The organism is Candidatus Microbacterium phytovorans, from assembly GCA_029202445.1.
Classification (GTDB): Bacteria; Actinomycetota; Actinomycetes; order Actinomycetales; family Microbacteriaceae; genus Microbacterium; species Microbacterium phytovorans.
Genome location: CP119321.1, coordinates 160646 through 185648, shown reverse-complemented (window position 1 = coordinate 185648; position 25003 = coordinate 160646). Strand labels below are relative to the sequence as shown.

The window sequence follows — 25003 nt, the reverse complement described above, 5'->3', positions numbered from 1 at the left end:
GTCTACTTCAGGTAGTCGCTGTGCACCCAACCCGTCCGCGAGCCGACCGTGACCTTCCGCCACGCACCCTGGGACGTCGTCACCGTCACCTTCGTGCCCTTCTTGAGCACCGTGATGATCTTCGCGGAGGTCGACGCGCTGGAGCGCAGGTTCAGGCTCGTCGTGGTCGTCTTGACGACCTTGGTCGGGGCCACCGTCGTCAGGTACGAACCGTGCACCCAACCCGTCTTCCCGGAGACGCTGACCTTCCGCCACGCCCCGCTGGTCGCGGTGACGCTCACCTTTGTGCCCTTCTTCAGCGTGGTGATGACCTTCGCCGATGTGGAGGCACTCGAACGGACATTCAATGACGTCGTCGTCTGCCGCGCGGCAGGCGTCATCTTGGTCAATGCAGACGTGGGCACCCAGGCGGTCGCGGAGCCGACCTTGACGGCGGTCCAGTTCCCGATGCCGTCCACCACGGTGACCTGCGTCCCCTTGGCGAGCTTCTTCACCGCGGTCGACGACGAGGAGGCTGCGACGCGCGACGTGACGGCGGTCTTGGTCTTCATCGTGGTCGTCGCCACAGCGGCGGGCTTCTTCGCGACGAGCTTGCTCGACGCGATCCACCCCTTCGTGGAGCCGATCTTGACCTGGCTCCAGGTGCCCGACGTCGCCGTCACGGTCACCTTGGTGGATGTCGTGACCGACGACAGGTAGGTCGACGAGCTGGCCTTGGCGCGGAGGTGCGTTGCGGCGCGGGCGTACATCGTGGTCGCGTCGGGCGCGGCCGTCGCGGTCGGGGTCGGCGTCGGCGTCGGCTTGGGAGTGGGTACCGGGGTCGTCGAGGGCGATTGGAGCGAGACGTAGGCGCTGTGCACCCAGTACGAGGAACTGCCCACGGTGATGCGCCACCACACGTCGTACGTCGCGGTGCGCGTGTACACGGCGCCGAGTTTGACCGTGATCCGACCGGTGTCGCACGCCGTAGACGGCGCCTTCCGGGCGTTGAGGCTCGCGGTGGCGACCACCACCTTGCCGGAGGCCTTCGTGATGCTGGAGCTGGCCGGTGCGGCGCACGAGCTGCCCGCGGGCGTCCCACTCGACGCGACCTTCAGCGCCGACTTCGCCGCCCACAGTGTCGACGACCCGCTCTTGACCCGGAGCCAGGCGCCGTAGGTTCCGAGCACCGTGACGGTGGCGCCCTTGGCGAGGGAAACGGTCCCGGACGTGCACTTCGTGGTGGGCGCCTTGCGTCCGGTCGTCGCGGTGGTCACCGTGGCCGTTCCGGAACCGGCCGTGATGTCGGCCGAGGCGGGCGCCGTGCAGGCCGAGACCTGAGCGGGGGTGCCGGTCGAGCTGGAGGCGCCGGGAGCGAACCAGGTGACGTAGTAGTTGTAGAAGTTGCGGTTCCCGTAGGTGGAGCAGCCGTCACCGGTGCCCGATCCCGCTGCCAGTGCGGCGATGTTGGGGCGATACGGCGTGTAGATGTAGAGGTTCGCCGTCGCCTGGTTCTTGATGAAGACCTTCGACGAGCCGCACGAGCTCGTCGGGTGCCACTTGATGGTGTTGACCTGGCCTGCGCGGTAATTGAACGACGTCGGGTTCTTCGTGTACACCTGCATCTGCCGCGCACCCTTGTAGACCTGGTTCACGAATCCGGCGGCCGCCTCGTCGCACGGCGCAGTGTCGGGGCAGGCCTGTCCCATGGCGGCGCGATACGACCATTCCGACGGCGCCGTCGAAGTGACGAGTCCTTGCTCCTTCTGCAGCATGACGAGGATCACCTTGGGGTTGATCCCGCACGCCTTGGCGACCGCGGCGATGACGGCGGCAGCGGACGCGTCCTCGCGGGCCGAGATCGCCTTGCAGTAGCTGTCCGCCTTCTTGGCCGGCAGATCGGTCGTGAAGTCCTTGAGGCACGCCGGGCCCGTCGTGGCCTTACACGTGGTCACACGGGCCTTCAGGAACGACTTGATCTCGGTGGCGGTCATCGAGTCGCTGTCGAAGAACTCGGCGTCGCTGATGATGAAGCCGCCGTCCTGGATCGTGGACGGGAGGGCGGTGGCTGCCTGCGCGGGGGCGGGCGGTGCGAACACCAGCATCCCCGCGACCAGCGAGAGGACAGCGACGACCAGCGCCGTGGGAGAAACGGCGCGGCGAGGTTCCAGTCGGGGGGACATGTGACCATTGTGACGGAAGTCAACTTCCGTTACCACTCCGAATTCGGAACTCGTGCTCCGACACGCCGTTTCGAGAAGGCTCAGAGGTCGGCGTGCAACTGCCACACCCGCTCCGCCGCACCCGCCCACGAGAACGCGCGACCGCGATCTCCCGCGAGCACCCCCAAGCGTTCGGCAGCGGACGTCGACCCGAGCGCGCCGGTGAGCGCCTCGCCGAGGGCATCCGCATCAGCCTCGGCCACGAGACCGCCCTCTGCGAGCACTTCACGGTGCACCGAGGAGTCGACGGCGACCACGGGAACTCCCAGCCGCAGCGCTTCGACGAGCCGCCACGGGAAGGCGGAGCCTGCGGCGGGGGCGAGATAGGCGACGGCGGCGCCGAAGACGGCCGCGCGGTCGTGCGGATCGAGAGCGGGGCGCGCGTGCACGTGCGACTCGGGGATGCCGGCAGCCACCGCGAGCTCGGCGAGCGCCGGCTCCGAGCCCTCCGGAGCATCGAGGATGACGACGGGCAGGTCGACGCCCGCCCGCGCGACAGCGTGGAGCCCGACCGCCAGGCCGGACGACGCGACGGGTGCGCCGCTGAAGAGGACGAAGCCTTCGGGGAGCCCGAGCGCACGACGTCGGCCGATCTCGTCGGCGGGAACGCGGAACGTCTCCGGCGGAGCGCCCGCGATCACACGCACCCGATCCCCCAGCCGTGCGAGCTCCCCCAGCCGCTGTGCGGTCGCGTGCGTGGGCACGACGACGGCGTCGGCGAACTTCACGGCGCGCTTGAGCAGTGCCCGCTGCGAAGCGACGTGAGCGCGGGGCATCTCGTCGGGGCGCTCCCACGCGTCGAGGTCCCACATCGTGACGACCGTCTGGTCGTTGTCGTGCACACGGTCGTGGCGCACGAGAGGTGCCAGGAGCGACGGCGCGTGGATCAGTCCGCCGCCGACGCCGGTCGGCATCCCGAGCTGCCAGGCGGCCGCGAGCTCGCGTCGTCCGAGCGGCAGCCGGGTCGCAGCCTCGAGTCCCGGTACGAGCGACGCGAGGTCGACCGCCTCGTCCGCACGCGCCGCGGGCGCGATCGCTTCGACGGCGCATCCGGCGGGGGCGGTGGTCACCAGCCCGCGTGCGAGTTCGAGCGAGGCCGAGGCGACGTCGGACACCGCCCCTGCCGCAGGGTCGAGCACGATGCGCAGGATCGCGGTCATGCGCCGAGCCTACTGACCGTCGCCGCCGGGTGTGGGCGTGGGCGTCACGGGGTGCAGCGTCTCGTCGACCAGCTCGTGGATGTACGCGAAGTCCGGGCTGTCGGGGTCGACGCCGTTCTCGTGCGTGAGCTCGATGGTCGACACCTCCTGCTCCTTCGCCTTCACCGCGAGATCGGCGAGGTAGGAGAGCATCGAGGCCGGAATGTCGGTGTGGACGATCTCCGATCCCGCCTTGGAGATGTCCTGGAATCGCGTGAGCACCGTCGCGGGGGTGAACTGATCCAGGATCGCCGCCTGGAGCTGACGCTGACGCTTCATGCGGTCGTAGTCGCTCGTCGTGTAGCGCGAACGGGCGTACCACTGTGCGGTGTCCCCGTCCATGTGCTGCGCGCCGGCTTCGATCCATCCCTTGATCCCCGACAGCGAACCGTCGGCGTTCTTGTGCAGCGCACCCGTGGGGAGCCGCTCGGCGACGGTGATGTCGACGCCGCCGAGCGCGTCGATGAGAGCGGCGAACCCGTCCATGTCGACGAAGACGAAGTAGGGGATCTCGATGCCGAGCACGCCCTCGGCGGCGTCGCGCGTCGCCTCGATCCCGGGGGTGGAGCCGATCGCCGCGGCATCCGGGTACATCGCCTCCCCGTCCAGGCACAGCCCGACCTCGGTGTTGAGCTGATTGATCTTGTTGTCCCACCCGCACGTGGCGTCGGCGTGGCCCTCGTGGCCATTCGGATAGCGCTCCTGCATGGGCCCGTCGGAGAACGGCACGTTGCGCATGTCGCGCGGGATGCCGGTGATCGTGACGGCGCCGGAATCGGCGTTCACCGACACCACCGAGATGCTGTCGAAGAGCATGTGGTCGCGCCCGCCGCCGCTGTCGGCGCCGAGGAGGAGGAAGTTGTAGTAGCCGTCGGAGGGTGGCACGCTCGGTCCCCCGCCGAAGACGGTCGAGATCGCGTCGCGCGCCGAACCCGCGACCTGCGAGGCGTACACGGCGCCTCCCGAGGACACGACGACGAGCGCGACGGCGAGAGCCGCGATCCCGACCCGGGCACGCGGACGCGTCTTGACGAGACGCACGAGGCGGAGGGTGTCGATCGTCAGCACGATCCACAGGACGGCATACGCCAGCAGAATCACCTGCGCCAGGAGGAGGACGAACCAGTTGGCGAGGATCGACACGAGCGACGTCCAGGAGAGGGCGGCGAGCACCACCAGCACGACGACGAGCCCCCACAGCACGAACGTCGAGACGAGCCCGACACGACCGAGGCGACGGTGCCCGGCCAGCGTCTGCGCGGAGCCGGGGAGCAGGAAGTTGAGCACGACGAGCCACCACGCGCGCCGGGTCATCACGGCGGGCGACGACGTGTCCGGGGTCCGCAGCGAATGCGCATTCCACAGGGCCGACGGCATCGCCGCCCGCCCCGCAGCCGGCGCGGCACTCCGCCGCGGCGGGCTGGCGATGCTCACAACGAATCCTTCAGGCGTCGGTTCTTCTCCTCGACCTGTCGCTCCAGGTTGCGGGCGTACTCCTCGACCTGACCGGCGACCGCGGGGTCACCGGCCCCGAGGATGCGCGCAGCGAGAAGGCCTGCGTTCTTGGCGCCGTTGATCGAGACGGTGGCGACGGGGATGCCGGCCGGCATCTGCACGATGCTCAGCAGCGAGTCCATGCCGTCGAGGGTGGCGAGCTGCACGGGAACCCCGATGACGGGGAGGGCCGTGACGGAGGCGAGCATGCCCGGCAGATGGGCGGCGCCGCCGGCTCCGGCGATGATGACGCGCAGGCCACGGCCTCGGGCTTCGCGTCCGTAGCGGAGGAGCTTGTCGGGGGTGCGGTGCGCCGAGACGACCTCGACCTCATGAGCGATGCCGAAATCGGTGAGGACCTGCGACGCGTCGCTCATGACCCGCCAGTCCGAATCGGAGCCCATGACGACGCCGACCAGCGGCGCAGCGGAGGAGTGAAGGGGTCGAGTCACCCGACCAGGCTAGGTGTCGCGCCTGGAAAGTCGCCGGAACGGCGCGCCTTGCGGTGCGGTCAGTCCTCGAAGAACGCGGCAGCCGCACGGGCCTCGTAGACCACCGCGTCGAGTTCGTCGCCGCTGACGTTCACGTGCCCGACCTTGCGCCCCGGGCGCGGCGCCTTGCCGTAGGTGTGGACTTTGGCGGCCGGGTGAGCGGCCAGCACCGCGGGGAACCGGCTCTCGAGCGAGTCCGCGGCGGGACCGCCGAGGATGTTGACCATGGCCGACCAGGGCGCCCTCGGCGACGGGTCGCCGAGGGGGAGGTCGAGGACGGCGCGGACGTGCTGCTCGAACTGACCGGTGACGGCGCCGTCCTGGCTCCAGTGACCGCTGTTGTGCGGACGCATGGCGAGCTCGTTGACGAGGAGCCGCTCGTCGGTCGTCTCGAACAGCTCCACCGCGAGCATGCCGGTGACGCCGAGCCCTTCGGCGATCGTGCGACCGATCTCCGCCGCGACATCGGCGACGCGCCCCGCACCGTGGGGCGCGGGAGCGATGACCTCCGCGCACACACCATCGCGCTGCACGGTCTCGACCACGGGGTAGGCGACGGCATCCCCCGAGGGACGGCGAGCGACCTGCTGGGCGAGCTCTCGCGTGAAGTCCACGAGCTCCTCCACCAGCAGCGCGCCGCCGGGCTCCAGCGCATCGATCCAGTCGGCCGCGTCGGCGGCAGAGCGCACGACGCGCACGCCCTTGCCGTCGTAGCCGCCACGCGGCGTCTTCACGACGCCGCGCCCCTCGTGCGCGTCGAGAAAGCGTTGCAACGCGTCGAGGTCGGCCACGGCGGCCCAGTCGGGTTGCGGCATCCCGAGCTCTTCGAGCCGGGCGCGCATGCGCAGCTTGTCCTGCGCGTATTGGAGCGCATCGGGTCCGGGGTGGACGGCGACGCCATCGGCCACGAGGGCGCGCAGCACCTCCTGGGGCACGTGCTCGTGGTCGAAGGTCAGCACGTCGACGTCGCGCGCGAAGGCGCGGACGGTCTCGAGGTCGCGGTAGTCGCCGACGGCGGTGGCCGCGAGCGCCGCCGACATGCCGACGTCCTCGGCGAGCACGCTCACCTGCAGACCGAGCTCGACCGCGGGGGCGATCATCATCCGCGCGAGCTGACCGCCACCGACGATTCCGACCTTGACGGGCATGGCTCCCTTTCCTGGAGGGCCGCCCCTCCCCTGAGTCACCATCTTTCCAGGTCGGCACCCTGACCGGCGACGCCCGTCGCCCGGCCACCCGCACTGGCTCGCGTCAGGAGCGGTCCCCCGCGGATGCCGTCGCGCCGTCGCGGTGGGCGAGGATCTGACTGATCTCCACCTGGTCGGCGAGCGTCTCGTGCACGAGTCGCACGGCGGGGATGTCGACCATCCGCAGCGGCGCGTCGACGCCGTTCGCGAGCGCGAGTGTGCCCGCACCCCACAACCTCTGCAGCGGGCCCCGCTTCTCGGAGATGGTGTACCCGCGGGCGTGGGAGACCTCCCGCCGCGCCCTGCTGACGAAGCCGGACTGCTCGACGACGCGACGGGTCGTGATCGTGTACGTGTGCGAGAGCCACGCGACGTAGGGCAGGACGACGAGCAGCAGCACCACGAGACCGGCGGCGGCCCACAGCATCCAGTCCTCGAAGGGCGCGGGCAGGTTGCCCGTGAAGAACCCCACGGCCCCGGCCACCGCCACCAGCACGAGCGCCGACCAGCCGAGGCGACGCGCGTGCCGACGCAGCCTCACGAGGCGCAACTCGGGCGCAGCGGCCCCCGGGGCCGGCGTCAGCGGCCTTCCGGAGTACGGAGTCGGCTGGGTCACGGGTCCATTGTGACCGAGGCCCCCGACACCGCCGAGTCGGCGCGCCGGGCGGTGACGCCGGGCGGTGATGCCGGGCGGTGGCGTCAGCTGCGCCCCGGGCGGACGTGCACGACGTCTCCGGCCGAGACGACCGACTCGGTGCCCTCGTGCGACACGACCAGGCGCCCCTCGGCATCCAGCCTCTCGGCGTGTCCCTCGATCCGGGCACCGTCGGGGAGGGAGACGGTCACGTCGACCCCGAGGGTCTCGCACACCGCGGAGATCCGGTCGCGAGCGCCGTCGGCGCCACCCACCGCGAGGGAGGCGATGCCGTCGCGGAGCGCCGTCAGGTAGTCGGCGACCAGTCGGTCCTCGTCGACGTCGCGACCGAGGTCGGCGAAGGACGTCGCCGTCGGTACCGGGAGGTCGGCACGCGTCATCGTCGTGTTCACCCCCGCACCGACGACGACCCGGTACGGATCGTCGGGCAGGACTTCGACGAGGATGCCGCTGATCTTCAACCCGCCGACGAGCACGTCATTGGGCCACTTCACCGTCGCGATGAGCCCCGTGAGCTGAGCCGCGACCGCGTGGCGCATCGCCTCGCCCGCCACGAGGGGCACCCACCCGCGGTCGGCGTGGGCGACGGCCCCGATATCCAGGAGCACGGAGATGGCCAGCGCCGTTCCCGGCGGTGCCGTCCACGCGCGGTCCAGACGGCCCCGGCCGGCGCGCTGGTCACGCGTGAGGAGCACCGACAGGTGAGGGTGCCCCGCCTGGTCGGCTGCGACGTCGGCGAGCAGCCGCGCGTTGGTGGAGTCGACGGTCTCGATCACCTGCAGCCGGGGCGACACGGCGGCGGCGAGCGGATAGCCGGAAGGAAGGGACGACATGACGGCAACGATACGCGGCTGGGCGACTCCGACAACGGTCGACGCCGCGCGTTGTGGTCGTCTGCCAACGCGGTCGCTGTCGCGCTCGCTAGGGTGGAACGCGTGACCGACCAGCCCGACCTGTCCACGACCGCCGGCAAGATCGCCGATCTGCGTGCTCGATTCCAGGAAGCCGTCCTCGATGCCGAGGCCGTCGCCCAGGAGAAGCAGCACGCGAAGGGGAAGGGCACGGCGCGCGAGCGCATCGAGCAGCTGGTGGACCCCGGGAGCTTCGTCGAACTCGACGAGTACGTGCGCCACCGCACGAGCGCCTTCGGCATGGACCGCTCCCGGCCCTACGGCGACTCCGTGGTGACCGGTGTCGGCACCATCCACGGCCGCACCGTCGCCGTCTACTCGCAGGACTTCTCGACCTTCGGCGGCTCTCTCGGCGAGGTCGCCGGCGACAAGATCATCAAGGTCATGGAGTTCGCCCTCCGCGGCGGCATGCCCATCGTCGGCATCCTCGACTCGGGCGGCGCCCGCATCCAGGAGGGTGTCGTCGCCCTCGGGAAGTACGGCGAGATCTTCCGCCTGAACACGGCGGCGTCGGGCGTGATCCCGCAGATCTCGATCATCATGGGCCCGGCGGCCGGCGGCGCCGTGTACTCCCCCGCGCTCACCGACTTCGTCGTCATGGTCGACAAGACGAGTCAGATGTTCGTCACCGGCCCCGACGTCATCAAGACCGTCACCGGCGAGGACGTCGGCATGGAGGAGCTCGGCGGCGCCTACACGCACAACACACGCTCGGGCGTCGCGCACTACCTCGCGGAAGACGAAGAGGACGCGATCGACTACGTGCGCACGATGCTCGGCTTCCTCCCCGACAACAACATGGCCGAGATCCCCGACTACGAGCACGCCTTCGAGTTCGAGACGACGGATGCCGACCGCGTGCTCAACACGATCATCCCCGACTCCCCCAACCAGCCGTACGACATCCACGAGGTCATCTCCCACATCACCGACGGCGGCGAGTTCCTCGAGGTGCAGCCGTTGTTCGCGCCGAACATCGTCATCGGATTCGGGCGGGTCGAAGGGCGATCGGTCGGCATCATCGCCAACCAGCCGTCGCAGATGGCGGGCACGCTCAACATCGAGGCGGGCGAGAAGGCCAGCCGTTTCGTGCGCTTCTGCGACGCGTTCTCGATTCCGATCGTCACTCTCGTCGACGTGCCGGGCTACCTCCCCGGAACCGACCAGGAGTGGACCGGCGTCATCCGTCGCGGCGCCAAACTCCTCTACGCCTACGCCGAGGCGACCGTGCCACTCGTGACCGTCATCCTCCGGAAGGCGTACGGCGGTGCCTACATCGTGATGGGGTCCAAGCAACTCGGCGCCGACGTGAACCTCGCCTGGCCGACCGCGGAGATCGCGGTGATGGGCGGTCAGGGCGCCGTCAACATCCTCTACCGCGGCGAGATCAAGAAAGCCGAAGAGGCCGGCGAAGACGTCGCCGCCGTCCGGACCCGTCTCGCCAACGAGTACACCTACAACGTGGCATCGCCGTTCCTGGCGGCCGAGCGCGGCGAACTCGACGGCATCATCGAACCCGCCGCGACCCGCGTCGCGATCGCGAAGGCTCTCCGCGCCCTGCGCGGCAAGCGCGCGAGCCTCCCCGCCAAGAAGCACGGGAACATCCCGCTATGACCGGGGCGGACGGCGTGCCGGCGCGCGACGCCTCGGCCGAGGACACGGCGCTGCGGATCGACGTGCTGCGCGGTAATCCGACGCCCGAGGAACTCGCGGCCGCCGTCGCCGTCGTCAGCGAATCGTATCGCTCGGAGGCCGCGGCGGCCGTCGCCGATGACGGGCGTCGGCGTTCCGCGTGGGAGGTCTCGGCGCGGTCGCTCCGGCAGCCGTTGCGTCGCGAGGTCGGCTGGGGTCGATTCTCGGGCTGAGCGCCGTCGCTCGGGCAGCGCCGCGAGATGTCCCCCAAAATACCTACAGACATCACCGACGCCCCGCCGCACACTAGAACTGCTGGAACGCTTCTGCGTTCGGTCGGTCCGCTCTCAGAGTTCAGGCCGGCCAGCGAGTCGGTTTTCGGGTAACCGCTCGCGCAGGCGAGGGGCGGGCGGCTTCGCCGCCCCTCGCCTCCCTCCCCCTTAGGTCGCGTCGGCGTCAGCGGGCCATCGGATCTCGTGCCAGAGATCGACGACATCCTCGCCGTCCGGGTCGTCCTCGCTGCGCGATCGACCGACGACGGTGACCGCGATGCTCTCGTGCTGCGACGTGCGGATGAAGACGCGCTCCGACCGTGCGTCGGCGAGCGCCTGGGCGAGCTCGGTGCGGATCGCGGTCAGATGCGTCTCTTCGACGCCGTCGAGACCGCCCTCGTCGAGCATCGTGACCTCGGTGCCGCGTCGGCGCACGGTCTCCAGCTGCAGCCGCACGGCGTCGTCGAGCAGCCGACGCCCGCGGAGCTCGTCGCGCAGCCGCCCCTCGGACAGCCGGGCCAGTGCGCGCTCGTCGTCGTCGAGGACGCCGCCCGTCTCGATGACGCGCGTGAGGACGGGGCCGGCGAGCGCGATCGCGCGCTGCACCGTCACGCGCCGCTCCCGCCGCCGTCCCGACTGCGATGCGAGCCATTCCGACGAGGACCGCTGGAGTTCGGTCAGCTCGGCGGTGTCGCGCGCGGCGCGCGCCATGAGCCCGGTCACCAGCTGGGCGATGCCCACCCAGACGACCGCGCCGACGGCGCCGAGGGAGAGAGCGCTGACGATGCCGATCCAGAAGCTGCCGGAGACGGCGAGGATGCCGACGCCGATCCACGCGGCCCACACCCGGCGGCGGACGACGAGGATCGCCAGCAGCGCACTGATCCCGCCCAGCCCCCAGGTCGCCCACGTCTGCAGGCGCACGTCGTCGCCCGCTGCGAACCAGGTGACGTTCGGCACCAGCACGGCCGCCAGCAGCGCAAGCGCCGTCAGCCACAGCGGCAGCGGCGTCGTGCCCGATCCCCAGAAGATACAGAGCCACACCGTCACGAGGTACAGGGTGATCATGGCGACCACCAGCAGCGGCTGCTGCGGGGTCGAGGTCCAGATCATCCCGCCCACGGCGAGGTAGGCGGTGAACGCGACACCGAGCGCCGACAGTGCCGATCTCAGCGACGCCTTCATGACGGCCGCTCCCAGTACAGGGCGACCCGGGTGCCGGTCGGGTCGCTCTCGATGCGCGACGTGCCCGCCACCGCAGCGACGCGCGCGGAGATCGACCCTCGGATGCCGAGGCGGTCATCGGGCACGGCGTCCGGATCGAATCCCCGTCCGCGATCGGCGATGAGGATCTCGACGTGCCGGTCGCCCGCGGCGACCTCGATGCGCAGCCCCTTGCCGTCGGCATGCTCGACCGAGTTGGCAACGGCCTGCGCCGTGGCCAGCACGAGGGCACGGGCGACACGGCCGGGAAGCGACCAGTCGAGCGCGTCGACCGTGCTGCTCACCCTGGGCCCGCCGGCATCGGACGAGGCGCGGTCCAGGTCGGCGACGAAGGATGCCAGGGGCACCGGGGCGTCGGAGCCCTCGCCGGCATCCTGATCGACGTTGGCGAGACGGGTGAGGGCCTCACGTGCCATCGACACCGCGAGCGACCGTTCGCGCGGTGTCCGTGCACGCTCCGCCGCGATGAGGGCGGCCAGGACGCTGTCGTGCATGAGCGCCGCCACGGCGACCCGTTCGCGCTCGGACGCGTCGGCGGCTGCCGCGGCGGCGTAGGAGCCGACGGCATCCCGCCTGGCCGTGTCCATCTGCACGGCGACGCTGCGCAGCATCCAGCCCAGCACGACGAACACCGCCGCGAGGATGATGGCGAACACCACGTCGAGGATGGTCGCCCGCAGCGCATCCGGCCCGACCTGCACGATCCGCACGACGCCGTACAGCAGGGGGATGAACAGCGCCCACACGATCTGCAGGGGCATGGAGAAGGCGAGGACGGCCGCGGCGGTTCCGACGTTGAGCAGGAACCAGATCCACGGCGCGGACGTGCCGGCGGCGTCGCGACCGGCGGTGGCGATCGGCCAGGCCAGCAGCACGAGGGGGAAGACGACGGCGAAGACGCCGGCGCACGCGCGGGTCGCGAGCCCCGTGGAACTGGCGACGACCATGAGGATGAGGGGGACGAACACGGCCACCACGAGAGTCACTCGCCACAGCGGACCCTCCTGGGTGGAGGTCAGGGCGTTCAGGAACGCCTGCGCCCCCAGGACCGAGCAGCCGAAACCGACGACGACGCCGAGAATGCGTTCGATGCGCGCCTGCGAGAACCGCTCGCTTCCGGCAGCCGCAGCCTCACCGGGGGGAAGGACCGGCCGGAGCGATACGGCTCCGGACGGCCGCTCAGACGTCACCCTCGTCCTCAGCGACGAGACCGTCCTCCATGGCGCGGCGGAGCAGGTCGACCTTCGTCGGCGCGGGACGCCCGACGTCGATGTACTTCACGCGCACGCGTGTGATGTTCTCCTTCGCCGTCGAGTACGCGATCCCGAGCCGGTCGGCCACCGCCTTCAGGGGCAGACCCGTGGCGTACAGCCGGAGCACGTCGCGCTCGCGGGCCGACAGCTGGGCGTCGGCGAAGGCCCGGTCGCCGTCGACGGCGCTGGCCCACTCGACGTTGTCGAGGGGCTCCCCTCGGGCGACGATGCGGATCGCCCGGATGACGTCGTCGATGCGCGACGACTTGCTGACCACGCCCGCCGCCCCGGCGGCGAGCGCCTCGCGGACGGCGGCGGGTCGGTCGGCGACGCTGTGGATGATCACCTCGGAGCCGTCGCGCGTGAGTCGCAGCACGTTCTCGGTGACGGTGGTGCCGTCGCCGAGCGTGAGGTCGAGGACGACGACGTCGGCGGGCCCCTCGTGGGAGAGCACGCGCCACTTCATGTATTCGGTGACGGTGTCGCCGGAGAAGACGACCTCCTTCTCGGGCTCGCGGGCGCACGCGGCCTCGAGGCCCAGGCGCACGGATTCGTGGTCGTCGATGAACGCCACCCGAGTCATGGGGCCAGCCTAACGAGCCTCACCCTCAGTAGTGAGGAGGACAAGCCCTTCGACATGATGAGAATGCGGGAACAGGTCGAACCCGTGGACTGCCGACGCGTGATAGCCGCGGGCGGCGAACGTGCCGAGATCGCGGGCCAGCGCGACGGGATCGCACGCGACGTAGGCCACGTGCGCCGGTCGGAGCTCGACGATGTGTTCGACGACGTCTCGACCCGCTCCCGCGCGCGGCGGGTCGAGCACCACGACGCCCGCACGCAGTCGCGCGCGCTCGGCGGCGGACGCGGATGCCGTGAGGCTGCGCAACCAGCGGTCGACGCGCCCCGTCTCGGCGCGTGCGCCCACCCATTCCGCCAGGTTCTCGCCGGCGTGCTCCGTCGCCCGGGGATCGGACTCTACGGTCGTGACACGGGTGGTCGGCCCGCCCGCGTCGCCGAGGGCAGCGGCGAGGAGCCCCACCCCGCCGTACAGGTCGAGGTGCCACGCGTCGGGATCGACGACGTCTCCGGCCAGGAGTTCGCCGAGCGCCGCCGTGAGGGTGTGCGCCGCGGCGCGGTGCACCTGCCAGAACCCGCCCGCGTCGACGCGGAACTCCCGCCCCGCGACCCGCTCGACGACGGTCTCGCGCGCGGCGGGGTCGATCGGCGCGGCCGGTGCGCCGCCGCGGCGAGGACCCCGGCGCGGTCGCGGGTCCGTGCTGTCGGGGCGCGCGATGACGCGTACCCGCCCGTCGGCCGGGAGCACGAAGTCGAGGCGGCCCGATGCGGCGGCCCGCGGCTGACGGACGGCGTCGGCGATCTCGTCGGCGGCCAGCGGCAGCTCCGTCGTCGGGATGACACGGTGGCTGCGTGCCGCATAGGGCCCGATCCGGCCGTCGCCATCGACGTGCACGCTGACGCGCGTGCGCCAACCCATGCCGTCCTCCGCCGCTGGCCCGCCCGGAAGCGGATGGGCCGCGGCGACGGTGACGGGAAGCGCCAGCCCGCCGATGCGCTGCAGCGCGTCGCGGATGACCTGCGTCTTCAGCGTGCGCTGGTGATCGAGGTCGATGTGCCCGAAGTCGGCTCCCCCGGGGCGGTTCTCGGGTGCCACGTCGACGTCGGCCTGCGCCCATACGTGCGGGCGACGATGCGGGGATGCCGAGAGCACCTCGAGCACCTCACCGCGCCAGTACGACGCCTTCCCGGTCTCGGTCAGACGCACCCGGACGCGCTCGCCCGGGATCGCGTCCGGGACGAACACGACCCGTCCGCCGCGGTCAGCGCTTTCCTCATCCTGGTGGCGTCCCACGAAGACGCCGCCGTGCGCGACGTCGGTGACGTCCAGTTCGATCTCGTTCGCGGGCATCCTCCGACTCTCCCACATGCGAGATCGACGGCGCCCGGGCTCGATAGCGTGAAGACATGCGCGTCTGCCTCGCCTCCACGTCCCCGGCCCGTCTCATGCTGCTGCGGCAGGCCGGGATCGAGCCGCTCGCCCGCGCGCCGCGCGTCGACGAGGAGGCCGTGATCGCGGAGGTCGAGACGCGCGAGGGCCGCGTCCTCCCGCCGGACGAGCACGTCCTCCTGCTGGCGCGCCGCAAGGCCGCCGACGTCGTGGCGAGCTTGACGCAGGAGGAGGAGGGCTTCGAGGGGATCGTCATCGGCGGCGACTCCATGTTCGAGCTCGACGGTCAGGTGCTCGGAAAGCCGTACACAGCCGATGCGGCCACGGCCCGCTGGCAGGCGATGCGCGGGCGCACCGGCATCCTCCACTCCGGGCACAGCGTGTATCGCGTGCGACCGGGCCGCGCACCTAAGGAGGCGCACGCCGTCGCCGCCGCCTCGGTCACGTTCGCCGACGACGTCACCGACCGCGAGATCGCGGACTACGTCGCCTCGGGTGAACCGCTGCTGGTGGCCGGCGCGTTTACGGTCGACAGCCTCGGCGGAGCGTTCATCACGCGCGTCGACGGCGATCCCTCCACCGTCGTGGGCATGTCACTCTCGACGGTGCGGCGATTGACAGGCGAACTCGGGGTCCCGTGGACGTCGCTGTGGAACCGCCCGACCGCCGGGTGACCGAGCCGTCGTAGACTCCCGCACACGTTTCCGCGGCGATCTTGTGCGAGTGATCCAAAGGCGTCCGTCGGGACCTGGGTAGGCTGGCACCCATGCCTCATATCGCCAAGGTGCTCATCGCGAACCGCGGCGAGATCGCCGTCCGCGTCATCCGCGCCGCCAAGGACTCCGGCAAGGCCTCGGTCGCCGTCTACGCCGACCAGGATCGTGACGCCATGCACGCCCGCCTCGCCGACGAGGCGTACGCCCTCGAGGGGGCGACCAGCGCGGAGACGTATCTCTCGATCGACAAGATCCTCTCGGTCGCGCGGCGCTCCGGTGCCGACGCGGTGCACCCCGGCTACGGATTCCTCGCCGAGAACGCCGACTTCGCCCGCGCGGTGATCGCGGCCGGACTCACGTGGATCGGCCCGTCGCCCGAGGCGATCGAAGCACTCGGCGACAAGGTCACGGCCCGACACGTCGCCGAGAAGGTCGGCGCGCCGCTCGCGCCCGGCACGCCCGGACCGGTCGCGGGGGCCGACGAGGTCATCGCCTTCGCCCAGGAGTACGGTCTCCCCATCGCGATCAAGGCCGCGTACGGCGGCGGCGGTCGCGGCCTGAAGGTCGCTCGCGAGCTCGACGAGGTCGCCGAGCTCTTCGAATCGGCGACGCGCGAGGCGATCACCGCCTTCGGCCGCGGCGAGTGCTTCGTCGAGAAGTACCTCGACAAGCCGCGCCACGTCGAGACCCAGTGCCTCGCGGATGCCGAGGGCAACGTCGTCGTCGTGTCCACGCGCGACTGCTCGTTGCAGCGCCGCCACCAGAAGCTCGTCGAGGAGGCCCCCGCGCCGTTCCTGAGCGACGAGCAGAACCGCATCCTCTACGACGCGTCGAAGGCCATCCTCAAGGAGGTCGGGTACGTCGGCGCGGGCACGTGCGAGTTCCTCATCGGCGCCGACGGGACGATCTCCTTCCTCGAGGTCAACACGCGCCTGCAGGTGGAGCACCCGGTGTCCGAGGAGGTCACCGGCATCGATCTCGTGCGCGAGCAGTTCCGCCTCGCCGAGGGCGGCGTGCTCGACTACGACGATCCCGAGCCGGTCGGACACTCGTTCGAGTTCCGCATCAACGGCGAGGACCCGGGCCGCGGGTTCCTGCCGCAGCCCGGACGCATCCACCAGTTCAAGACGTTCGGCGGCCCCGGCATCCGTCTGGACTCCGGCGTCACGGCGGGCGACAGCGTCTCGGGGGCCTTCGACTCCCTGCTCGGGAAGATCATCGTGTCGGGCCGCGACCGCGCCGAGGCGCTTGAACGCTCCCGCCGCGCTCTCGACGAGTTCGAGGTGGCCGGCATGCCCACCGTGCTGCCCTTCCACCGCAAGGTCGTGCGCGACCCCGCCTTCACCGGCGAGGACGGCACCTTCGGCGTGTTCACCCGCTGGATCGAGACCGAGTTCGACAACGACATCGCCCCCTGGGACGGCGAGCTGGAATCGCCGGAGGCCGGCGAGGCGCGTCACACGGTGGTCGTCGAGGTCGCCGGCAAGCGCCTCGAGGTGAGCCTCCCCGATCGCATCGCCCAGGCGCCCACGAAGGTCGGTCGTCCGGCCGCCGTGCCGCCGTCGCGACGCTCGCACGCGCCGACGGTCAACGCCGGCGCGTCCGGTGATGCCGTCAAGTCGCCCATGCAGGCCACGATCGTCAAGGTCGCCGTCGAGGAGGGGCAGCAGGTCGTCAAGGGCGACCTGGTCGTCGTCCTCGAGGCGATGAAGATGGAGCAGCCGCTGCAGGCGCACAAGGACGGCGTCATCGGGGCGATCAACGCGCAGCCCGGCACGACGGTGCCGGCGGGGCATCAGCTGCTCACAATCTCCTGACGCCGCGTCCTCCTGACACAACGCCCGCCGCGGGTTACCGTGGGGGCATGAGACGCCTCCTCCCCCGCACGACCTCCGTCGTCGTCGCCGTCGGCGCGGGGCTGCTCCTGGCCGCCTGCGCGCCGGCCGCTCCCAGCGTCGACCTCGACGCGGCCCGCGAATGGGTCGAGGGCGTCCAGGCCGACGAGTCCGACGGCCCGGGGGCGGCGGGCACCGCGACCCTCCTCGTGGAGCCCGGCACTCCGGACGAGACGGACGACGACGGCGACCCCGCCGGCAGCATCCGACTCGACTTCGCCTCGGAGGCGAACCTCACCCGCGCCGACGCGGCGTGCTTCGGCGGAGGCAGCATCGACGCCGCCGTCACCGTGTTCACGGTCGACGGCGACGCACAGCAGTCCGACTCGTACAGCGGCGAGATCCCGTGCGACGAGAAGATGCACGAGATCGACCTCGGCGGGAAACCGGGCTCGTCGGTGCTCATCGAAGCGCGCGGCGACACCGCCACCTACGCGTACGTGCGGGTGATGCAGGGGCTCACGATCAGCAACGACTGACGCGCGCGCCCGAGTGGGCGTACCGGCTCAGCCGAAGAAGTCGTCGTCGCGGTTGACGAGGTGCATCGCGCGCGTCGCATCGGTGATCGAGCCCGACAGCGACGGGAACACCGCGAACACGCGCGAGACCTGGTCGACGGTCATGCGCCGCTCGACCGCGATCGCGATCGGATAGATGAGCTCCGACGCGCGCGGGCCGACGATGACGCCGCCGATGACGGTGCCCGAACCCTCCCGCGCGATGATCTTCACGAAGCCGTCCTTGATGCCCATCATCTTCGCGCGCGCGTTGGCGGCGAGCGGCAGCTTGTAGACGTAGCCGTTGATCGCGCCGGACTCGACGTCCTTCTCCTGGCGGCCGACCGTGGCGATCTCGGGTGCCGTGAAGATGTTGGCCGTGATGCGCCGACGCTCCAACGGAATCACGGTGTCGCCCAGCGCATGGAAGATCGCGGTGCGTCCCTGCATCGAGGCGACGGATGCCAGGGGCACGAACGTCGTGCAGTCACCGGCCGCATAGATGTTCGGCACCGAGGTGCGCGCCACCCGGTTCACCCGGATGTGGCCCGAGTCGGTGAGCTGCACACCGGCATCCTCCAGACCGATGCCCGCCGTGTTGGGGATCGACCCGACCGCCATCAGACAGTGGCTCCCCTCGACGGTGCGCCCGTCGGAGAGCGTCACGACGACGCCGTCGCCGACGCGCTCCACCCGATCGGCGCGCGACTTCGAAAGCACCGTCATGCCGCCGCGCTTGAACACCTTCTCCAGCACCGTGGCGGCGTCGCGGTCTTCACCGGGGAGCACCTGGTCGCGACTGGAGATGAGCGTCACCTTCGCGCCGAGGTTCATGTAGGCCGAGGCGAACTCGGCGCCCGTGACGCCCGACCCGACGACGATGAGGTGCTCGGGAAGTGACTTCATGTCGTACAGCTGCGTCCACGTGAGGATGCGCTCACCGTCGGGCTTGGCGCTGTCGAGCTCGCGCGGGGAGGCTCCGACGGACACGACGAGCGTGTCGGCCTCGATGCGGTCGAAGTCGGTGCCGCCCGGACCCGTCGACACGACCACGGCATGCGTGCCGTCGAGGCGCCCGTGCCCCGACACGATCCGGACACCGGCCTCCACGAGGTGGGCGCGCATGTCGTCGGACTGCTGGCGAGCGAGGGAGAGGAGACGCTTGTTGACCGCGGCGAGGTTGATCGCGACCTCGGGCTTGAGCGGCTTGCCCGTGTCGGTCTTCGCGAACAGCTGCACACCCAGGTCGGATGCCTCGGAGATCGCGACGGCGGCATCGGCCGTGGCGATGAGGCTCTTGGACGGCACGACGTCGGTGATGACGGCGGCTCCGCCGACGCCGGCCCGTTCGACGAGAGTCACTTCTGCGCCGAGCTGCGCGGCGGCGAGCGCCGCCTCGTAGCCTCCGGGGCCACCGCCGAGGACGGCGACGGACTGGGTGCGCTCGAAGCTCACGGACGGGAGGCTCAGGGACGACATGGCATCCATTCTCTCAAAGGCGGAGCCGCGTTCCGTCCCTCCCGGCTGTCGCGCCTGGCACCGGGGCGTCGGGGTTCCTAGAGTGGGCTTCATGTCCGACACGATCCACCACCCGCTCGACGACCCCGCCACCGATCCGTTCGAGGTGGCCGCGCAGGCCGCCGCCGACATCGCCCGGCTGACCGGCGTCGAGCGCCACGGCATCGCCCTCACGCTCGGAAGCGGCTGGGGCAAGGCCGCCGACCTCATCGGCGAGACGACCGCGACGCTCCCCGCCACCGAGGTGACGGGGTTCAGCAAACCCGCCCTCGCCGGGCACGTGGGGTCGCTGCGGAGCATCCTCACGCCCTCGGGCAAGCGGGTGCTCGTCATCGGCGCCCGCACGCACTACTACGAGAACCACGGCGTCCGCCGCGTCGTGCACAGTGTGCGCACCGCTGCCGCGACGGGCGCGAAGACGATGGTGCTCACCAACGGCGCCGGCGGCATCAAGGGCTCGTGGAAGCCGGGCACCCCGGTGCTCATCAGCGATCACATCAACCTCACGGGCGACTCCCCGCTCGAGGGCGCGACCTTCATCGACCTCACCGACCTGTACTCGACGCGCCTGCGCGACCTCGCCCGCCGCGTCGATCCGACCCTCGACGAGGGTGTCTACTGCCAGTTCCGCGGCCCGCAGTACGAGACGCCGGCGGAGGTGCAGATGGCGAAGATCATCGGCGGCCACATCGTCGGCATGTCCACGGCGTTGGAGGCCATCGCCGCCCGTCAAGCCGGCATGGAGATCCTCGGGTTCTCGCTCATCACCAACATGGCGGCCGGCATCCAGACCACTCCGCTGAGCCACCAGGAGGTCATCGAGGCCGGCCAGCAGGCCGAGCCGGTGATCTCGGCGCTGCTGGCCCGCGTGATCGGCGAGCTGTGATGACCGCGTCGGCGACGCTGGAGGCGGCGCGGCGCTGGCTCGCGCAAGACCCCGACGAGGTCACCCGCGCCGAGCTCACCGGTGTCATCGATGCGGCGGAGTCCGGTGATGCCGACGCGCTGGCCGACCTCGACGATCGCTTCTCGACGCGCCTCGCCTTCGGCACGGCCGGGCTGCGCGGTCGCCTCGGAGCCGGTTCCAACCGGATGAACCGGGTGCTGGTGACGCAGGCCGCGGCGGGGCTCGCCGCCTACGTCGCCGAGACCTCCGCCGACCCGACGCCCCTGATCGTCGTCGGCTACGACGGTCGCCGCAACAGCGACGTCTTCGCGCGCGACAGCGCGGAGATCTTCGCCGGCGCGGGCCTGCGCGCCGTGCTCCTGCCGCGGCTGCTCCCGACGCCCGTCCTCGCGTTCGCCGTCCGGCACCTCGGTGCCGCGGCGGGCGTCATGGTCACCGCCTCGCACAACCCGCCCGACGACAACGGCTACAAGGTGTACCTGGGCGGCTCCGACGACGGCTCCCAGATCGTCTCCCCCGCCGACGCCCGCATCGCCGCCCACATCCTCGAAGTGGCGGCCCAGGGCGACATCTCCACGCTCCCCCGAGGGGAGTACGAGATCGCGGACGAGTCCGTCGTCGACGCGTACGTCTCGGCGACCGCGACGGTGGCCCCCGCGCCCGCGGGAGCGGCAGGGATGACGTGGGTCTACACGGCGATGCACGGCGTCGGTCACGAGACGCTGGAGAAGATCCTGCTCGCGGCCGGGTATCCGCTGCCGACCGTCGTGACCGAGCAGATCCGACCCGACGGCGCATTCCCGACCGTAGCGTTCCCCAACCCGGAGGAACCCGGGGCGATGGACCTGTCGTACGCGACCGCACGCGAGGTCGGCGCCGAGTTCATCATCGCGAGCGATCCGGATGCCGATCGGCTCGCCGTCGCGCTCCCCGACCCGTCGTCGCCGGACGGCTGGCGCCGCCTCACCGGCAACGAGGTCGGCCTGCTCCTCGGCTGGCGTGCGGCGCGCACGGCATCCGGCGGGTCGCTCGCCTGCTCGCTCGTGTCGTCACCGGGCCTGCAGGTCGTGGCCGAGCACTACGGCCTCGACTTCCACGCTACCCTCACGGGCTTCAAGTGGATCTCGCGCGCACCCGGCATCGTCTACGGCTTCGAGGAGGCGCTGGGCTACCTCGTCAACCCGCAGACCGTGCGCGACAAGGACGGCATCTCGGCGGCCGTCGCCATCCTCGGCATGATCGCCGAGGCGCGCGAGCAGGGGCGGACGCTCGCCGATGTCATGACGCAGTTCGACGAGACCTTCGGCTACTTCGCGTCGGGGCAGGTATCGGTGCGGGTCGACGACCTCGCGCTCATCGGTCGCATCATGGGCGCCCTGCGCGCAGCTCCGCCGACGCGGATCGGCGACATCGCGGTGGATCGCATCGACGACCTGCTGTCGGGAGCCGAGGGACTCCCGCCGGGCGACGTCCTTCGCGTGTGGCTCGCCGATGGATCGCGCGTCATCGTCCGTCCGAGCGGAACGGAGCCGAAGCTGAAGGCCTACCTCGACGTGCGCGGCACCTCGAGGGATGACGCGACCTCACGACTGGCATCGGTGGAGGCGGGCACCCGCGCGCTGATCGCCGCCGCGCAGGCTTGACGATCAGGTTTGACGAGCAGAGCTGACGAGCCACACCGTCGCCGGGCGCGGCGGTGTGGCTAGGCTCGGGTCGTGCTGCTGAGCGAACCCGTGACCCTCGAGAACGACCACGTGCGGCTGGAGCCCCTCGCCCCCGCGCACGTGGACGACCTCACGGCGGCCCGCGAGGGCCTCGCGTACGCCTGGTACACCTCGGTGCCCGCGTCGGTCGGCGGCGAGATCGATCGCCGCCTAGCCGAGAGGGATGCCGGTCGCATGAACCCGTGGGCGGTCGTCGCGGGCGGACGCGCCGTGGGCATGACCACCTTCTGCGAGATCGACCAGGCGAACCGCCACGTGGAGATCGGCTACACGTGGCTCTCGGCGTCCGTGCAGCGCACCGCGGTCAACACCGCCGCCAAACTGCTGCTGCTGACGCACGCGTTCGAGGCGTGCGACGCGATCGCCGTCGAGTTCCGCACCCACTGGCACAACCGGCAGTCTCGCGCCGCGATCGAACGACTCGGGGCTCGTCAAGACGGCGTGCTGCGCAATCATCGTCTCGGCCCCGACGGGAGCCTGCGCGACACCGTCGTCTACTCGATCCTCCCTCACGAGTGGCCGGCGGTGCGGCTCGGCCTGGAGGCGCGGCTGGGGGCGGGCGACGCGGACGCGGCGGCGCGCGACTGACCGTCAGCCGTCGACGACTGCGACCAGCTCGTCGAGGAACGCGCCGAACGTCGTGCCCCGGCGGACGATCCGCTGCACGCTCTCCCGCTCGCTGAACACCTCGACGAGCTGCTCGAACACGGTCTGGAAGGCCGCGCGGTCGGACTCGCTGAAGGCGACCATCGCGACGACCTGCACGCGTCCGTCGCCCCACGGGATCGACGGGTCGGCGATGCCGACGGCGATCGCGGTGCGGGTGGCCGTCATGCCCAGCGCGTGCGGCACCGCGAGCGCGTCGGTGAACGCCGTCGACGACAGGCGCTCCCGCTCGAGCGTGCGCTTTACGTAGCCGTCGTCGATGACGCCCTGCTGCACGAGAAGCCCGCCCAGGCGGGTGATGACCGCTTCCTCGCTCTCGGCGGCGGTGAGGCCGTGCACGAAGGCGTCGGCGTCGAAGTAGCGCTCCAATTCGGCGCGCAGCCGCGCGAGCCGCCGCCCCCGCCGCACGCGCCCCGCCGCGGTCTGCACGCGCTCCACGTCCGCCTCCGTGAGGAACGGCTGGATGCGGACGAAGCGGTCGCCGGTGATCGGCGGATCGATCGTGGTGAGGACGAGATCGGTGTCGATCGATGCCCAGTCGGGATCGACGCGCGTCTCGACCCCGACGACGGTGACCGCCTGCCCGAGCGAGCGGGCGATGCTCGACTGCAGCAGCTCGTGGAGCTCGTAGTATCCGGGGCACACGATGGTCGCCGACAGGAGCACGCCGGCGCGGCGGCTGCGTTCCAGACGACCGCCGACGTGCATCGCGATGTAGGCGATCTCGTCGTCCATGAGCGCGATGCCCAGAAGCCCGCGCAGCCCGTCCGAGATGAACACGGCCACCTCGAAGATCATGGGGTAGGTCGTCTTCAGGGAGCGCGTGAGCGGATTGCGCGACCACGCCTGCTCCCGGGCCCGCTGGCGCAGGTTCTGCACGTGCAGCGCCAGACGCAGGACGAAGTCCTCGTGGTCGATGTCGACCTGGAACTCCGCCGCGGCGCGCGTGACGACATCTCTCACGGCTCGCTCGACCTCGGCATCCAATCGCTCCCGGATGACGTCGGCCGGCTCGGCAGCACCCGGGGCGACCACGCGGCTCTGCACGAGCGCAGCGAGGTGGCGGAGGTCGCCCGTGCCGAACGACACGCCCAGGTGGGCGATGCTCAGGCGGTCGATAAGCGCCTCGATGCGGGCGGCGGGCTCCCCGCCCTCCGTGATGCTCGCCTCGTCGAGCCCGTGGTCGCGGGCGACGCGATCGGCGGCGATGGCGACGTGCATCATCACGTCGCCGATGCCGAACTCGTTGACGAAGTACCCGAGCGCCGTCAGCTCCGCGACGAGCTCCGCCTTGAACGGCCCGAACGCAGCCGCACCGAGCGAGTCCTCCCCGAGCGCCCGACGCAGCGCCTCCAGATCGAACGCGCCGTCTTCGGTCTCTTCATGTGCCAGCCGGCTGATGAGCCGGCGCTGAGCCATCTCGGTGCCGCGCAGCCGCGCACGCGAGGCCGTGCGCTCCAGTACGAGGTCGGTGCCGCCGAGGAGCCCCCGCACGCGGGCGAGGTCGGCGTCGAGCGTCGCAGGGCTGACGTGGAAGTGGTCGGCCGTCTCGAAGACGTCGATGCCGTCGGGGGCGGCGAGCACGGCGCGGATGAGCTGATGCAGCCGGTCGCGGGGCGTGCCCGCCTCGATGCCTCCGGCCCGCTGCGCGGCCGCGGCGTCGACCCCGGCACGGTAGCCCTGCGGGCCGGACTCGATCGCGAGGCCGTCGGGAACCCGCGCGTTGATCGCCGTGACGTAGGAGCGGATGCTGCGCGGAGTCACCCCGACGGCATCCGCCAGTTCCGCCGCCGTCGTCCACTCGGGCGAGCGCACGAGCAGTCCGAGGACGCGATCCTGCCGGGCTCTGCTCACCCGTCCAGTCAACCATGCGCACACCGGACCGGACCGTGCGCTTTCCGCCCCCGCGGAAACAGGCGTGGTTGTCCGCTCTCAGCGCTTTCACAAGAATGGGGCCGAAGGAGGCGGATCGATGAGGATCCTCGTGGTGTGCGGCGCTGGAGCGTCGAGCACGTTCGTGGCACAGCGCGTCCGACATGCGGCACATGACCGCGGTCGAGACATCAGCGCGGTGGCCGGTACCGAGCAATCGCTGCCGATCGACCTGGATGCCGCAGACATCGTGCTCGTCGGTCCCCACCTGCAGCACGCCCTCGAGCGCATCCAGCGCGACGCCGCTCCGCGCGGCACCCGAGTCGTGCTGCTGCCGCCGGACATCTTCACGGACCTCGACGGCTCACGCACCCTCGCGCTGATCGACGAAGCCCTGTCCGCATCGACGGACGCCCCCCGCACGCCCCGAGAGGAACTCGCATGACCGCTGTGTCCCGCACCGTCCGCATCGGCTCGTCCCACGGCCTTCACGCGCGGCCCGCGAAGCTCTTCGCCCAGGCCGTGAAGGACGCCGGCATCCCGGTGACGGTGTCGAAGGGCTCGGGTGCGCCGATCAATGCCGCGAGCATCCTCGGCATCATCGCGCTCGGCGCCGAGAAGGGCGACTACCTGACGCTCACCGCAGAAGGCGAGCGCGCCGAGATCGTGCTCGACACCCTGGCCGAGCTGTTGACGACCGACCACGACGAGTAAAGAACC

23 protein-coding genes are annotated in these 25003 nt (G+C 71.0%); 10 read left to right on the top strand and 13 right to left on the bottom strand.

The window, feature by feature from the left end:
• Positions 1-2 precede the first annotated feature (2 nt).
• From P0Y48_00845 to P0Y48_00815, 7 genes are all read right to left on the bottom strand, one after another.
• Complete coding sequence (locus P0Y48_00845; GenBank protein WEK13791.1) at positions 3-2162, bottom strand: SH3 domain-containing protein; 2160 nt, start codon at positions 2160-2162, stop codon at positions 3-5.
• A gap of 80 nt (positions 2163-2242) precedes the next feature.
• Positions 2243-3361, bottom strand: a complete 1119-nt coding sequence (locus tag P0Y48_00840) for a glycosyltransferase (protein WEK13790.1) — start codon at positions 3359-3361, stop codon at positions 2243-2245.
• A 9-nt stretch (positions 3362-3370) separates the two neighbouring features.
• Entirely contained in the window at positions 3371-4834 is a 1464-nt protein-coding gene (locus tag P0Y48_00835; protein ID WEK13789.1) for an LCP family protein, read from the bottom strand.
• A complete protein-coding gene (gene purE / locus P0Y48_00830; GenBank protein ID WEK14972.1) occupies positions 4831-5298 on the bottom strand; it encodes a 5-(carboxyamino)imidazole ribonucleotide mutase in 468 nt (155 codons plus the stop codon). Before purE ends, P0Y48_00835 begins: the two co-directional genes overlap by 4 nt.
• A 107-nt stretch (positions 5299-5405) precedes the next feature.
• Positions 5406-6533 carry a 5-(carboxyamino)imidazole ribonucleotide synthase gene (locus tag P0Y48_00825; GenBank protein WEK13788.1) on the bottom strand — a complete coding sequence of 376 codons (1128 nt, stop codon included), beginning with the start codon at positions 6531-6533 and terminating at the stop codon, positions 5406-5408.
• A 103-nt stretch (positions 6534-6636) separates the two neighbouring features.
• Positions 6637-7188, bottom strand: coding sequence for a PH domain-containing protein (locus tag P0Y48_00820; protein ID WEK13787.1), 552 nt, complete (start codon positions 7186-7188; stop codon positions 6637-6639).
• An 83-nt stretch (positions 7189-7271) separates the two neighbouring features.
• Positions 7272-8060, bottom strand: coding sequence for a biotin--[acetyl-CoA-carboxylase] ligase (locus P0Y48_00815; protein ID WEK13786.1), 789 nt, complete (start codon positions 8058-8060; stop codon positions 7272-7274).
• Between the two features lie 93 nt (positions 8061-8153).
• Here P0Y48_00815 and P0Y48_00810 point away from each other — a divergent pair, with 93 nt between their 5' ends.
• On the top strand, positions 8154-9752 hold the full coding sequence (locus tag P0Y48_00810; GenBank protein ID WEK13785.1) for an acyl-CoA carboxylase subunit beta: 1599 nt from the start codon (positions 8154-8156) through the stop codon (positions 9750-9752).
• Positions 9749-10003: an acyl-CoA carboxylase subunit epsilon gene (locus P0Y48_00805; GenBank protein ID WEK13784.1), complete on the top strand. Its 255-nt coding sequence runs from the start codon at positions 9749-9751 to the stop codon at positions 10001-10003. Before P0Y48_00810 ends, P0Y48_00805 begins: the two co-directional genes overlap by 4 nt.
• Positions 10004-10210: 207 nt before the next feature.
• Here the strand turns inward: P0Y48_00805 and P0Y48_00800 are convergent, their stop codons facing one another.
• From P0Y48_00800 to P0Y48_00785, 4 genes are read right to left on the bottom strand one after another with little or no spacing between them, the layout of a single operon-like run.
• Positions 10211-11227, bottom strand: a complete 1017-nt coding sequence (locus P0Y48_00800; protein ID WEK13783.1) for a hypothetical protein — start codon at positions 11225-11227, stop codon at positions 10211-10213.
• Positions 11224-12456 (bottom strand): ATP-binding protein, encoded by a 1233-nt coding sequence (locus P0Y48_00795; protein ID WEK13782.1) that lies wholly within the window; start codon positions 12454-12456, stop codon positions 11224-11226. The genes P0Y48_00800 and P0Y48_00795 overlap by 4 nt, the downstream gene beginning before the upstream one ends.
• A complete protein-coding gene (locus tag P0Y48_00790) occupies positions 12446-13102 on the bottom strand; it encodes a response regulator transcription factor (protein WEK13781.1) in 657 nt (218 codons plus the stop codon). The genes P0Y48_00795 and P0Y48_00790 overlap by 11 nt, the downstream gene beginning before the upstream one ends.
• A 9-nt stretch (positions 13103-13111) precedes the next feature.
• A complete protein-coding gene (locus tag P0Y48_00785; protein ID WEK13780.1) occupies positions 13112-14449 on the bottom strand; it encodes a class I SAM-dependent RNA methyltransferase in 1338 nt (445 codons plus the stop codon).
• 56 nt (positions 14450-14505) lie between these two features.
• Here P0Y48_00785 and P0Y48_00780 point away from each other — a divergent pair, with 56 nt between their 5' ends.
• From P0Y48_00780 to P0Y48_00770, 3 genes are all read left to right on the top strand, one after another.
• Positions 14506-15162 (top strand): Maf family protein, encoded by a 657-nt coding sequence (locus P0Y48_00780; GenBank protein ID WEK13779.1) that lies wholly within the window; start codon positions 14506-14508, stop codon positions 15160-15162.
• Positions 15163-15254: 92 nt separating this feature from the next.
• Positions 15255-17021 carry a biotin carboxylase N-terminal domain-containing protein gene (locus P0Y48_00775; protein WEK13778.1) on the top strand — a complete coding sequence of 589 codons (1767 nt, stop codon included), beginning with the start codon at positions 15255-15257 and terminating at the stop codon, positions 17019-17021.
• A 47-nt stretch (positions 17022-17068) separates the two neighbouring features.
• On the top strand, positions 17069-17578 hold the full coding sequence (locus tag P0Y48_00770; GenBank protein WEK13777.1) for a hypothetical protein: 510 nt from the start codon (positions 17069-17071) through the stop codon (positions 17576-17578).
• A 27-nt stretch (positions 17579-17605) separates the two neighbouring features.
• Here the strand turns inward: P0Y48_00770 and P0Y48_00765 are convergent, their stop codons facing one another.
• Positions 17606-19075: an NAD(P)H-quinone dehydrogenase gene (locus P0Y48_00765; GenBank protein WEK13776.1), complete on the bottom strand. Its 1470-nt coding sequence runs from the start codon at positions 19073-19075 to the stop codon at positions 17606-17608.
• Between the two features lie 91 nt (positions 19076-19166).
• Here P0Y48_00765 and P0Y48_00760 point away from each other — a divergent pair, with 91 nt between their 5' ends.
• The 3 genes from P0Y48_00760 to P0Y48_00750 all read left to right on the top strand — a co-directional run bounded on the left by P0Y48_00760 (position 19167) and on the right by P0Y48_00750 (position 22333).
• On the top strand, positions 19167-20000 hold the full coding sequence (locus tag P0Y48_00760; protein WEK13775.1) for a purine-nucleoside phosphorylase: 834 nt from the start codon (positions 19167-19169) through the stop codon (positions 19998-20000).
• A complete protein-coding gene (locus P0Y48_00755; GenBank protein WEK13774.1) occupies positions 20000-21664 on the top strand; it encodes a phospho-sugar mutase in 1665 nt (554 codons plus the stop codon). Before P0Y48_00760 ends, P0Y48_00755 begins: the two co-directional genes overlap by 1 nt.
• A 72-nt stretch (positions 21665-21736) precedes the next feature.
• Complete coding sequence (locus P0Y48_00750; protein ID WEK13773.1) at positions 21737-22333, top strand: GNAT family protein; 597 nt, start codon at positions 21737-21739, stop codon at positions 22331-22333.
• A gap of 3 nt (positions 22334-22336) precedes the next feature.
• On the opposite strand, the gene P0Y48_00745 is transcribed toward P0Y48_00750, so the two are convergent.
• The gene (locus P0Y48_00745; GenBank protein ID WEK13772.1) at positions 22337-24265 is read right to left on the bottom strand and encodes a PTS sugar transporter subunit IIA; all 1929 of its coding nucleotides are present in this window, start codon (positions 24263-24265) and stop codon (positions 22337-22339) included.
• 118 nt (positions 24266-24383) lie between these two features.
• Between P0Y48_00745 and P0Y48_00740 the strand changes: the two genes are divergently transcribed.
• Together P0Y48_00740 and P0Y48_00735 are read left to right on the top strand one after the other, a co-directional pair.
• Positions 24384-24728, top strand: coding sequence for a PTS sugar transporter (locus tag P0Y48_00740; protein WEK13771.1), 345 nt, complete (start codon positions 24384-24386; stop codon positions 24726-24728).
• Positions 24725-24997 (top strand): HPr family phosphocarrier protein, encoded by a 273-nt coding sequence (locus tag P0Y48_00735; GenBank protein ID WEK13770.1) that lies wholly within the window; start codon positions 24725-24727, stop codon positions 24995-24997. The genes P0Y48_00740 and P0Y48_00735 overlap by 4 nt, the downstream gene beginning before the upstream one ends.
• The last annotated feature ends 6 nt before the right edge of the window (positions 24998-25003 follow it).